Genomic DNA, 12,001 nt, shown 5'->3' with positions numbered 1-12,001 from the left:
CGCTGTACACGCAGCTGCTTACTCGCGCGAACGAACGCTCGTTAGCCCGGGTACCCGCAGGCCGATCGGCACAAAGGGCACCGCAGCCAGCGGAAACAGGCCGCACAGCGCGAAAGCCAGCGGATATCCTGCCGAATCGATTACCGCGCCGAACATCGGTGGCCCAGCCAGCGTCATCACCCGCTGCGTGGTGTTCTGGACGCCCAGCGCGCGCCCGCTCCAGAACTCGCCGGCGAATTCGGTGATCGCCGTGGCCTCGAGCCCGTTGTCCATCACGGTGATGATCGACACCGAGACCATGAGGACCACGGCCAGCAGCGGGTTCAAGACATCGGCGAAAGCCAGCATCAGCATGGTCACGCTGGTGCCGAGGGCGACCACCCGGATGGGCCGCATCCGCGAACCGATGCGGTCCGACCACCGGCCGGCCGCGACGCGGCTGCCGGCGCTGAGCAGTTGAGTGATGATTACCAGCGCTCCGGCGGTTCGAACCGCCCATCCGTGGTTCTTGGTCAGCCAAACCAGCATGAACGTGACCGTCATCGACTGTGGCATCACCATCAGCGCTGAAAGAGCGTGGATGCGCATCAGCACTGCGCTACCACGGTAGGGGTTGACGAGCTCCTCTTCGCTGGCCGCGGCGCGCGGCTTGTGTGCCGGGTCACGCACGAACAGCGCTCCGATTACCGCCGACGCCGCACAAGCGAATGCCGGGAACAGCAAGCCCACGCTCGGACCATGTTCGGCAAGACGCGGAATCATGAACGCGGCCATGGCGATTCCCAGCGGCTGCGCGGTCTGACGGACTCCCATCGCCAACCCGCGCTGGTCGGCGGGAAACCAGCCGGCGACCAGCCGGCCGCAGGCGGGGTTGCAGCTGGCCGCGCTCATGCCACCGAGAAACAGGAATGCGCCCATGGCCACCAGCGAGTGGACCGACGCGGCAGCGAAGGTGGCCACTGCGGTCATGGCCGAACCGGTGACGAGCACGATCCGCTCGCCGACCCGGTCGGCCACATAGCCCCAGGCGATCAGCGTCACTACCATGCCCAGACTCGGCATCGCGGCCAGCAGACCCGTCTGCGACAACGGAGTTGCACGCGCGGCCTCCAATGCGGGGATCAGGAAGGGAACCGCGTTGATGAACGAAAACGCACTGGCAGTCACCACCAGCGCAATGCCGACCATCGACCAGCGCGTGGCCGCACTGATCTGCTCGGTCGGCATCCAGCCATGCTTGCACACTTTTCTGTTGCCAGGAGTTTCCGCGAAGTTCACTATCGCGGCGTCGGCCCCGGACAGCGCAAGGTTGATAGCGCATGCGCTATCGCTCTTGCGGTTTGGGTATGCAGACTCTCGGCGGGGCCGGCCATGCGCCCACAAGATAGGCTGACCCGAATGCGCCTTGGTCGAATCGCCAGCCCAGACGGTGTCGCCTTTGTCAGCATCGAAGGCGAATTGGACAGCCCCGGCGAACTGATCGCGCGCGAGATCGCCGAGCACCCGTTCGGCACGCCGACGTTCACCGGCCGCTCATGGCCGCTGGCCGACGTCCGCCTCCTGGCGCCGATATTGGCCAGCAAGGTCGTCTGCGTCGGCAAGAACTACGCCGACCACATCGCTGAGATGGGCGCCGTCACCGGCCCAGCCCCGGCGGATCCGGTGATTTTCATGAAGCCCAACACCGCGATCATCGGGCCCAATGTGCCGATTCGATTGCCCGCCAACGCATCACCGGTGCACTTCGAGGGAGAGCTGGCGATAGTGATCGGCCGGGCGTGCAAAGACGTTCCGGCCGCCCAAGCCGCCGACAACATTCTCGGTTACACGATCGGCAACGATGTGTCGGCCCGCGATCAGCAGAAGTCCGATGGCCAGTGGACGCGGGCCAAGGGACATGACACCTTCTGTCCGGTCGGGCCGTGGATCGTCACCGACCTCGAGCCGGCCGATCTCGAATTGCGCACCGAGGTCAACGGCGAGGTCAAACAACACAGCCGCACCTCGCTGATGATCCACGATGTCGGCGCCATCGTGGAATGGATCACCGCCGTAATGACCTTGCTGCCCGGCGATCTCATACTCACCGGAACACCCGCCGGCGTCGGCCCCATCGAGGATGGCGACACGGTCTCCATCACCATCGAGGGAATCGGCACCCTTACCAATCCCGTTGTCCGCAAAGGAAAGTCGTGACACAAGCCGCTCCCGTCCGGGTTCGATTCTGCCCGTCGCCCACCGGCACCCCGCACGTCGGGATGGTCCGCACCGCGCTGTTCAACTGGGCGTATGCCCGCCACACCGGCGGCACTTTCGTCTTCCGCATAGAGGACACCGACGCCGAGCGTGACAGCGAGGAAAGCTATGCCGCGCTGCTGGATGCGTTGCGCTGGCTCGGGCTGAATTGGGACGAGGGCCCCGAGGTGGGCGGGCCCTACGGCCCGTACCGGCAATCGCAGCGCAGCGATCTCTACCGTGACGTGGTGGACCGGCTGCTCGCGGCGGGGGAGGCCTACTATGCCTTCTCGACGCCCGAGGAGGTCGAGGCACGTCACATCGCCGCGGGTCGCAACCCCAAACTGGGCTACGACAACTTCGACCGGCAGCTGACCGACTCGCAGCGCGCCGCCTACCTCGCCGAGGGGCGCAAGCCGGTGGTGCGGCTGCGCATGCCCGACGCGGATCTCAGCTGGAACGACCTGGTCCGCGGGCCCACCACGTTCGCGGCGGGATCGGTACCGGATTTCGCGTTGACCCGCGCCAGCGCAGACCCGTTATACACCTTGGTCAATCCCTGCGACGACGCGCTGATGAAGATTACCCACGTACTGCGCGGCGAGGACCTGCTGCCGTCCACCCCGCGGCAGCTGGCTCTATATCAGGCGCTGATCCGCATCGGGGTAACCGACCGAATTCCGGAATTCGCCCATCTTCCAACGGTATTGGGGGAGGGGACCAAGAAACTCTCCAAGCGGGACCCGCAGTCGAACCTGTTCGCCCATCGCGATCGCGGCTTCATCCCCGAAGGGTTGCTGAATTACCTCGCGCTGCTTGGCTGGGCGATCGCCGACGACCATGACCTGTTCAGCCTCGACGAGATGGTGGCCGCGTTCGACGTCGCCGACGTCAACTCGAACCCGGCCCGCTTCGACCAGAAGAAGGCCGACGCGCTCAACGCCGAACACATCCGGATGCTCGACGCCGCCGATTTCGCCGGCAGACTGCGGGCCTACCTGGACACTCACGGCCATCACGTGGAGCTCAGCGACGCGGAGTTCGCTGCTGCCGCCGAGCTGGTGCAGACCCGCATCGTCGTGTTGGGCGACGCGTGGGACCTGCTGAAGTTTCTCAACGACGAACAGTATGCGATCGACCCCAAGGCCGCGGCCAAGGAGTTGGGTCCCGAAGCTGGGCCGGTGCTCGACGCGGCGGTCGCAGCGCTGGAAGGTGTGACGGACTGGACCACCGCGCATATCGAGGGCGCTCTCAAGCCCGCGCTGATCGAGGACCTGGGCCTCAAACCCCGCAAGGCGTTCGGCCCCATCCGGGTGGCCGCCACCGGGACGACGATCAGCCCCCCGCTGTTCGAATCGCTGGAGCTGCTCGGCCGTGACCGCAGCTTGCGGCGGCTGCGGGCCGCGCGCGACGACGCTGCCTGAATCTTTGGTAGTGTGCACAGCGACTTCAAAAGGCCGACAACGGCCGGCAGAGCTGATTTGTGGGATGGGTGATAACCCCAAACAAGCTCTGACCAGCGGTTTTAGGCAGCCATGGGGTATGGTGTAATTGGCAACACAGCTGATTCTGGTTCAGCCATTCTAGGTTCGAGTCCTGGTACCCCAGCAAAGTCCCACCGACGCCAAGCAGATGTTCAGTGATTAGGTGGGCTTCCCTGCGTCAGCTATGCTGACAGCTCGGATCGGTTCTGGCCCCGTCGTCTAGCGGCCTAGGACGCCGCCCTCTCACGGCGGTAGCGTGGGTTCGAATCCCATCGGGGCTACAAAATCAGTTACCGGTCCCCTGCACCGCGGGGGCCGTGGTGCCGCCCACCGGCATGCTCGGTAACCCCAGCTTGCGGTGGTCCCACGAGCGGGTGCGCCGGCTCACGATGCGCACGCCGACGCGCTTGTTCATCATCTGGTCGACCATGGGCTTGAGCTCGTCGCTGTAGGGGCCGGTGTAGCGCTCCCACACACTGACCCCGACCCGGTGCAGCGCGTCGGGATCGTCGACGATCTCCGCGACGCCCTCGAAGGAAACCCCGCGCAGCGTGTCGTAGGTGTTGCCGTCCTCAAGCAGAAAACTCACCCGAGGATCGCGTTTGAGGTTCACCGCCTTCTGGGACTTGGCTTTGGTCTCCAGCCAGATTTCATCGTCCACGACGGCGTACCACATCGCCGTCAAATGCGGTTGGCCGTCGGGGCCGACGGTGGCCAGGGTGCCGGTACGGCTCCAGTTGACGAAGTCAGCGATTTCGGCCTCGGACATGACGATGTCGGCGCGCTGTTTGGTTCCCATGGCGTCAGTCTGTCAGAGCCGGCGGGTGAGCGCGTCGGCCGCGGCCAGTAGATCGGCGGCCCAGCGCGCGCCGGGACGGCGTCCCATCCGGTCGACTGGACCGGAGACCGAGATGGCGGCCACCACGACGCCACGGCTATCACGCACCGGCGCCGAGACGCTGGCGACGCCCGGCTCGCGTTCGGCCACGCTTTGCGCCCAGCCGCGGCGGCGGACTTCGGCCAGCACCCGGTCGGTGAATTTCGCGTGGGGGAGCACCGCCGTCTGCGTCGCAGCATCACTGTGCGCGAGCAGCACTTTGGCGCCCGAACCCGCAGTCATCGGCAATCGCGCGCCGACCGGGACGGTATCGCGAAGGCCCGCAGCGGGTTCCAGCGCCGCAATACAAATTCGCGACGTGCCCTCCCGTCGGTACAACTGCACGCTTTCGCCCGTGGTCTCGCGCAATTGGGGCAGCACGGCCGCGCTGGCGGCCAGGAGCGGGTCGTTGACATGCGCCGCGAGTTCGCTGATCGCCGGGCCCAGCCGCCAGCGCCCCTCCTCGTCCCGCCCCAGCAGCCGATGCACCTCCAGCGCGGCCGCCAGTCGGTAGGTGGTCGCCCTGGGCAGACCGGTGCGCTCACACAATTCGGCCAGCCCACAGGGAGATTGCGCGACCGCATGGAGCACCCCCGCGGCCTTGTCGAGGACGCCGATACCGCTCTGTTGTCTCACACGCAGATATTAGCGTCTCGCAGTATGAGATCTGCCAAATGCCTTCGTAAAAAGTCGTGAGTCGCTCGTGGCGTACACCGCTGGCCGAAATGCGCCTCATTTCGGCGGTATTCGACCCAGCCGTCAAAGTGCGCATGTGGCCGAACTAATGGTCAGCGACGCACGGTCAACGTACGGGTCGTTAGGAAGGCCGCCGGGATCATTATCGAAGCCAGCATGACGGTCGCCAACACGAATACCGTTGCGTAGGCGTGCGCAAGGTCGTGCGAAACATTGCTGACAAGAGCGCGGGCGAGAACACCATGCGGCGTTACCGACGGATCCACCGGCGCCGCGCGGATCGTGGCGTCTTGTTGCAGCGGCGCGAGTTCTGTTGCAGTAGCGATGTTTTCACTTCGGCTGAATTGGCTGGTCAAGATCATTGACATCAACGCGACGCCGATCGATCCGCCCACCTGCTGGTTTACGCTGATCAGCGTCGAACCCGGCGCAATCTGATGTGGAGATAGAGTTTGGACCGCCGCAGCGGATAGCGGCATCATGGTGCAGCCTGCGCCAAAGCCGATGATTGCCAACCCCGCAAACAGTGTGGGCAGGTAACCGGTCTGTTTGGCCGCGGCATGGGCGAAAATGCCCATACCTAAGCCAGTCAGCGTGATACCGACCAGCACGGCTTTGGCTGGGCCGTACCTGTTCAAGGTTGTTCCGGCTAGTGGCATAGCCAGCATGGCACCGAGCCCTTGTGGAACCAGATGGAACCCGGATTGCAGCGGCGTCTGATGCAGCAATTGTTGCAAGTAGCTCGGGAACAGCAGCTCGGCGCCGAAAAACCCAATGGCGAACAAGGACATCGCCACGTTGGCAAGTGTGACAGAACGGTTGGCCAGCAGCCGCAAATCGATTAACGGGTGAGCCGTGCGGCCGAGGACATGGACAACAAATCCGCTCATCAGCGCCAGGCCGATGCCCGCCGGTATCAACACGTGGCGATCAGCCACCGTGCCGCGAGACGGTATGGATGACATTCCATACAAGAAAGTCGCCAGGCCAGGCGAAAGCAGGAGCATACCGACAAAGTCGAACATTGCTGACGGACCTGGCCGATCCTTCGGCAACACCATGCCGGCGACGACCAGTGCGATCAGACCGATCGGCAGGTTTATGCCGAAGATCCAACGCCAGCCGTGGGTTTCGATGAGCCAACCTCCGAGGATGGGGCCGCCAATTGGGCCGAGCATCATCGGGATTCCCAGGACCGCCATGAGTTGGCCAAGCCGCTGCGGGCCCGCCTCGCGGACCACGATGGTGAAATTCAGAGGTAGCAATATCCCCCCGCCCAATCCCTGCAACATTCGAAAGACGATCAGCGACAGAAGATTCGGTGCCATCACACACAGCGCCGAACCCACCGTGAACACCAGCACTGATCCGATGAATAACCGTTTGGTGCCGCACCGATCGGCTGCCCAGCCCGACATTGGTGTCGCCGCGGCCAACGCGAGCGTGTAGCCGGTCACGCTCCAGCCAACGACGGCCTGGTTTGAGTGGAAATCGGCGATCAAAGCCCGCTGAGCGACGCCGATAGCGGTGATGTCAACGTTCGTCATCACAGCAACGAGCACGCACACGCCGGCGATCCGGAATAGCCGGGCGTCCAGCTTGTCCGGATACCGGCGACCGGTGTCCGCCACTGACAACAGGGCCGCCGTGTCGGTTGAGGCCGGTGCAAGGCTTCTCGCCCGCCGCCAACTTGGCGCTCTCACGCGCGACCTCCTACTGTAATTCCACATAAGTATTGCCTGTGGCAATATTTGTCGGCAACTATTGTCTGCATGGTTCTGTATCGCGGCCAGGCCGCTTGGCTGACGCTGAGCCCAGTGGCGAACATCGATGATTGGGGAGATCGGTGAGCATCAATCCCTGCGGCGAGAACACAACGACGGGCGGTGCTCAGATAGGACCTGGCGGGCAAACGCTTCCTGCAACTCGGGCGCAGTTAGACGTCTGGCTTCTGCAGGAATTGCACCGCTCGCCGATCGAATGGCAGCTCGGCATGATGTTCATCATCAGCGGCAAGATAGAACCCAATTTGCTTGAGCAAGCCATTCGCCGTGTGGTGTCTGAAGCCGAACCAATAAGGGTCGGATTTCGGGTGCTCGATGGCAAGCTTTACCAAGAGGTCATCGATTGCGGGGATCTTGCGGTACCCGTCCATGACCTGACCGGTTCGACGGATCCGGTGCAGCAGGCCTACCGGCTAGCCACCTTGATACAACGCACGCCGATGCCGTTGGCCGGTCCGTTGCTCAAATTCGCTTTGTTCCAAACGCGACAGGATGAATTCTATCTGTTCTTGTGCGTACATCATATGGTCCTCGATGGCTTCGGCATAATGATTGTCGTCAATCGAATCGCAGCTGTTTACTCTGCGATGGTTTCACGGATGCCGCTTCCGCCCCCATTCTTCGGATCGTTACAGGCCCTCGTTCGCTGCGAGCTAGAATACGAAAAATCCACACATTATCGCGAAGACCGCGATTATTGGGATGCGATCCTACGTGCCGTGAGAGTGCCGGATTATCAGTTACAGCAGGCCGAGAAAGGGAGTGACTTCTGCACGCCTTCCGCTCCGGTTCAGTTCGAACACGATGTTGTCCGCCAAACCCAACAACTGGCCAAACGTCTGGGCATGCGGCAATCGACAGTCTTCACCGCAGCATGTGCACTGCTAGTGCGTAGTTGGGATGCAGGCAGTTCGGAGGTGGTGCTGGATTTCCCGGTCAATAGGCGAACGACTCCTGAGTTGAAGACTCTTCCGGGAATGGTTAGCGGCGTTGTGCCGCTGGTGTTACAGGTGGCGCCGGATACTGCATTCACAGATTTTTGCGGACATGTTGAGGTGCGAATACAAGAGGCTCTGCGACACCAGCGGTTTCCGGTACGCAGTTCAGCGGATGAAGGCGAGTTACGCGCCCCGGGAGCGACCGCTCGTAGGGTGAGCGTAAATTTCTTACCACGGGCGACTGTGACTCCCTTCGGTGATGCTCCGGTATCCGCGGTGGGCACGAATTATGGACGCGTAAATTACTTCGGCCTGTTTTCGACAATGGACGGTGATCAGCTCCTTTTGAGCACTGTAGGGGCTGGCGAACCGTTTTCTAATTTTGGCGCCGCTGACTTTGCGAAGCGACTATCGCAAATCCTGGTGGCGATGGCCGATGATCCGGGTCGGCGGTTGTCGTCGGTAGATCTGCTTCACGGGGCCGAGCGCGCTCGCTTGCGGACGTGGGGTAACCAGGCAGCGCCGAGCGCTACGTCGCGATCGGCGCCGGCGTCGGTTCCGGCACTGTTTGCAGCTCAGGTAGCGGCCACGCCAGAAGCAGTGGCGCTGGTGTGCGAAGGGCAATCGGTGACCTACCGGGAACTGGACCAGGCCGCTAATCAGCTCGCTCACCTACTCGCCAATTACGGGATAGGCCCCGGGGAGGTGGTGGGGCTGCTAATCGAACGCTCCGCGCGGGCCATTATTGCGATCTTGGCAATACTTAAGGCCGGTGCGGCTTATTTGCCGATCGATCCTGCGCACCCCGACACTCGCATCGAGTTCGTGATCAGTGACGCTAACCCGGCAGCGGTAATCACTACCGCCAGGCTGAAGAGCCGAGTCGACGGATACAACCTGCGGGTTATCGACGTCGATGACCCGGCGACCAACAACCAACCCAGCCACGGGTTGCCGGAGCCAGCCGCGGACAACATCGCCCACATCATCTACACCTCCGGCACTACCGGGGTGCCGAAGGGGGTGGCGGTTACCCAGCGCAACGTCACCCAGCTGTTCGACTCGCTGAAGATCGGCGGCGAGCTAACGCCGAAACAAGTTTGGACGCAGTTTCATTCGTATGCATTCGACTTCTCGGTATGGGAGATCTGGGGTGCGCTGCTCCACGGCGGGCGGCTGGTGGTGGTGCCCGATCGGGTGATCGGTTCGGCGAAAGAGTTCCATGCCTTACTGATCAACGAACGGGTCACGGTACTTACCCAGACGCCTTCCGCCCTGCGAGTGTTATGCCCAGAGGGATTAGAGTCGGCGACGCTCGTGATCGGTGCCGAGCCGTGCCCACGGGAACTCGTTGATCGATGGGCGCCTGGGCGGCGGATGGTTAACGTCTACGGCCCAACCGAGACGACGATGTGGTTGGCCAAGAGCGCGCCCTTGCAGGCGGGGTCCGGGGCGCCGCCGATCGGGTCGCCGGTGTCGAGTGCGGCGCTTTTTGTGCTTGACGAATGGCTGCGCCCGGTGCCTGTCGGCGTTGTCGGTGAGTTGTACATCGCGGGTGCCGGCGTCGGCTGCGGGTACTGGGGCCGATCGGGACTGACCGCGTCGCGGTTTGTGGCCTGCCCGGATGCGGCTGGGGTGCGGATGTATCGCAGTGGGGACCTCGTGTGCTGGCGTGCCGATGGCCAGCTGACATGGGTGGGACGCGCTGACGAACAGGTCAAGATCCGTGGATATCGCATCGAACTCGGCGAAGTGCAAGCGGCGCTAGCCGGACTGGATGGGGTGGATCAGGCGGTTGTCATCGTGCGTGAGGACCGCCCCGGCGACAAACGGTTGGTGGGCTATGTCACCGGGGGGGCCGAGGAGGCCGTCCTGCGCGCACAGCTAACCGAGCAGCTGCCGCGGTACCTGGTCCCGACCGCAATCGTTAGGCTGGCGGAGCTGCCGTTGACCGTCAACGGCAAACTCGATACCAGCTCCCTACCGGTGCCGGAGTACTGCGTTGCTGAGTATCAGGCCCCGGCTAGCCCTGTCGAGCAGGTCCTGGCTGACATCTACGCAGAAGTTTTAGGGCTCGAGCGGGTCAGTGTCGGCGATTCGTTTTTCGACCTGGGCGGAGACAGCATCTTGGCAATGCATGTCGTCGCCGCGATCAACACGAGGCTGGATAGTGAGCTTACGGTGCGTGCCCTATTCGACACGCCAACCATTGCAAGTCTGTCCTGCCGAATTGGTACCCGGGAGAATGCAGTCGAAATCGTTCCCGTCGAGTTACTAAAGAAGGGCGCAGGGGTCCCCCTATTTTGTCTTCCGCCGGGGGGAGGGCTTAGTTGGCCATATCGAGCCCTGGGCCCGTATGTTGACCGTCCAATCATCGGCATCCAACAAGTGCAGCCAGACGGAAGGTCTGCGCCTCGATCAATCCGCGACGTGGCGCAGATCTATGCGGACACAATTCAGGGGCTTCACCCGGACGGCCCATATGATCTTCTAGGGTGGTCAATCGGCGGGGTCATCGCCCATCAGCTTGCAGTTGAGCTGCGGCGGCGTGGTCGTCTGGTGCGGCGCCTGCTGGTTCTCGACCCGTTGCTGCCCAACTCGACCCGCAAGGACGATCGTGCCTCGAACAGTACAAGTGTGTTCTCCGAAAGTGATGTCCTCGAGTATTTTTTGACATCCGCTGGCATCGACGTACCGCAACGCGTTCTGCCCCTTACCTATCAAACGGCCGCGGAGTTGGTTAGCCAGCGCACTGCGGTGGACTCCATACTTCCGCCCAGGTCGATTCTCGGAACCGTAGTCAAGAACATCAATACCAATGGGTCGTTATTATCACGGCACGTGCCGGAAGTATTTGATGGCGACATGGTTATCTTCTCGGCGACGGGTGACGATGGGAGTGCGCCATTGGCCCGAATCTGGCAGCCATACGTCGGGGGCGATATCAGCGAATATCCTGTCGGCTGTACGCATAACACTATGCTGACCAGGGAATCGCTCGACTTATTCAGTGACCAACTAGCGTCCTACTTAATATCACGCGCAGAAGCCGCGTCCACCGCCAAGGCCGTACCTCATCGTCGTGACTGATTGAGCAGTAGCTGTAGGACAGACATCCGCACCGAGACGCCGAGGTCGCTCTGGTCATACACTCTCACCCGCCGATCGCGGAGCATCTCGCTCGATATGTCGTCGATTATCGGCATCGGTGACAGGACTACCGCATGTGGCGGTAGCGACTCGGCAGACTGCTTCGTTAGCGTGTAATCAGACCTGTCACCGTCGGTCAACGGTGTGATGCCAGTGATGATCAACGCATCGAGATCTGAAAAATCCGGCACTTCGGTGAGCGTTAGGCAACGATTTAATTCCGCGCGAAAAGCGATGCCGTGGTTTGACCGCGAATATGGCGCGATCAGTCGCAATGAGCGTGGCGGGCGCCGGTTGAGTAGATGAAGCAGCGACCGCGAGGCTCGCATCGTCAAGTCGCCGCAGATCCCCACCCGGATTTCCTGAATGGGTCCGACGAACTTCTGCATCGCAACGAAATCTATGAGAGCTTGGGTGGGGTGTTCACCGCCGGGATCCCCCCCGTTTATTACCGGCACCGGACTCGTCGCATGAATATTGTCGCGGTCGAGGGGCTCGCCCGGCCGGATCACTACCAAGTCGGCCATACCCCCGATGGCTCGAAGCGTGTCAGCCACGGATTCGGCAATCGGCATCCCCGGACCGTGTCGCAATTCGGTTACGGAAAGCGGAGAGACGCCCAAACGAGTTGCCGCCGCCGCGAAGCCGAAATGAGTGCGCAACGAGCTTTCCAGGAAAATTAAGCCGATAATCGAGCCCGCAACATCCCCGCGGCAAGAATGCGGGCCAGAAATGACCCAGTCGATGTCATCCTCGGTGAGGTCGTTAATGTCGAGCAAGTGGCGAACGCCGTTGCTACCCATCTAGCCTACGGCCTTTCAGTTCGGACTGCATTGG

8 protein-coding genes and 2 tRNA genes are annotated in these 12,001 nt (G+C 62.5%); 5 read left to right on the top strand and 5 right to left on the bottom strand.

The features are described 5' to 3' along the window. Positions 1 to 18 precede the first annotated feature (18 nt). Positions 19 to 1,227 carry an MFS transporter gene (locus tag AWC27_RS02345; protein ID WP_085669088.1) on the bottom strand — a complete coding sequence of 403 codons (1,209 nt, stop codon included), beginning with the start codon at positions 1,225 to 1,227 and terminating at the stop codon, positions 19 to 21. Positions 1,228 to 1,398: 171 nt separating this feature from the next. Between AWC27_RS02345 and AWC27_RS02340 the strand changes: the two genes are divergently transcribed. The 4 genes from AWC27_RS02340 to AWC27_RS02325 all read left to right on the top strand — a co-directional run bounded on the left by AWC27_RS02340 (position 1,399) and on the right by AWC27_RS02325 (position 4,000). Beyond that, entirely contained in the window at positions 1,399 to 2,196 is a 798-nt protein-coding gene (locus tag AWC27_RS02340) for a fumarylacetoacetate hydrolase family protein (protein WP_085669011.1), read from the top strand. Then, entirely contained in the window at positions 2,193 to 3,659 is a 1,467-nt protein-coding gene (gene gltX / locus AWC27_RS02335; protein ID WP_085669010.1) for a glutamate--tRNA ligase, read from the top strand. The genes AWC27_RS02340 and gltX overlap by 4 nt, the downstream gene beginning before the upstream one ends. A gap of 112 nt (positions 3,660 to 3,771) precedes the next feature. Beyond that, positions 3,772 to 3,843 (top strand) — tRNA-Gln (locus tag AWC27_RS02330). An 84-nt stretch (positions 3,844 to 3,927) separates the two neighbouring features. After that, positions 3,928 to 4,000: transfer RNA gene (locus AWC27_RS02325), tRNA-Glu, on the top strand. Between the two features lie 5 nt (positions 4,001 to 4,005). On the opposite strand, the gene AWC27_RS02320 is transcribed toward AWC27_RS02325, so the two are convergent. The 3 genes from AWC27_RS02320 to AWC27_RS02310 all read right to left on the bottom strand — a co-directional run bounded on the left by AWC27_RS02320 (position 4,006) and on the right by AWC27_RS02310 (position 7,022). Next, positions 4,006 to 4,518 (bottom strand): PPOX class F420-dependent oxidoreductase, encoded by a 513-nt coding sequence (locus tag AWC27_RS02320; protein WP_085669009.1) that lies wholly within the window; start codon positions 4,516 to 4,518, stop codon positions 4,006 to 4,008. Positions 4,519 to 4,530: 12 nt separating this feature from the next. Further along, positions 4,531 to 5,232 (bottom strand): IclR family transcriptional regulator, encoded by a 702-nt coding sequence (locus AWC27_RS02315; RefSeq protein WP_085669008.1) that lies wholly within the window; start codon positions 5,230 to 5,232, stop codon positions 4,531 to 4,533. A 152-nt stretch (positions 5,233 to 5,384) separates the two neighbouring features. Continuing rightward, complete coding sequence (locus tag AWC27_RS02310) at positions 5,385 to 7,022, bottom strand: DHA2 family efflux MFS transporter permease subunit (protein ID WP_085669007.1); 1,638 nt, start codon at positions 7,020 to 7,022, stop codon at positions 5,385 to 5,387. A gap of 116 nt (positions 7,023 to 7,138) precedes the next feature. Between AWC27_RS02310 and AWC27_RS02305 the strand changes: the two genes are divergently transcribed. Beyond that, entirely contained in the window at positions 7,139 to 11,104 is a 3,966-nt protein-coding gene (locus tag AWC27_RS02305) for a non-ribosomal peptide synthetase (protein WP_139836716.1), read from the top strand. On the opposite strand, the gene AWC27_RS02300 is transcribed toward AWC27_RS02305, so the two are convergent. Further along, positions 11,089 to 11,967: an aspartate carbamoyltransferase gene (locus AWC27_RS02300; protein ID WP_085669005.1), complete on the bottom strand. Its 879-nt coding sequence runs from the start codon at positions 11,965 to 11,967 to the stop codon at positions 11,089 to 11,091. The two genes, AWC27_RS02305 and AWC27_RS02300, sit on opposite strands and share 16 nt — an antisense overlap. Positions 11,968 to 12,001 lie beyond the last annotated feature (34 nt).

It is taken from the genome of Mycobacterium szulgai, assembly GCF_002116635.1.
GTDB classification, from domain to species: Bacteria; Actinomycetota; Actinomycetes; order Mycobacteriales; family Mycobacteriaceae; genus Mycobacterium; species Mycobacterium szulgai.
Note: the sequence above shows the minus strand (reverse complement) of the source record. Positions and strands in the feature narration are given on the sequence as shown.

Coding starts and splice junctions, on each gene's coding strand:
- AWC27_RS02300 (WP_085669005.1), bottom strand. CDS start 11,967: ATGGGTAGCAACGGCGTTCGCCACTTGCTCGACATTAACGACCTCACC.
- AWC27_RS02320 (WP_085669009.1), bottom strand. CDS start 4,518: ATGGGAACCAAACAGCGCGCCGACATCGTCATGTCCGAGGCCGAAATC.
- AWC27_RS02340 (WP_085669011.1), top strand. CDS start 1,399: ATGCGCCTTGGTCGAATCGCCAGCCCAGACGGTGTCGCCTTTGTCAGC.
- AWC27_RS02310 (WP_085669007.1), bottom strand. CDS start 7,022: ATGTGGAATTACAGTAGGAGGTCGCGCGTGAGAGCGCCAAGTTGGCGG.
- AWC27_RS02345 (WP_085669088.1), bottom strand. CDS start 1,227: ATGCCGACCGAGCAGATCAGTGCGGCCACGCGCTGGTCGATGGTCGGC.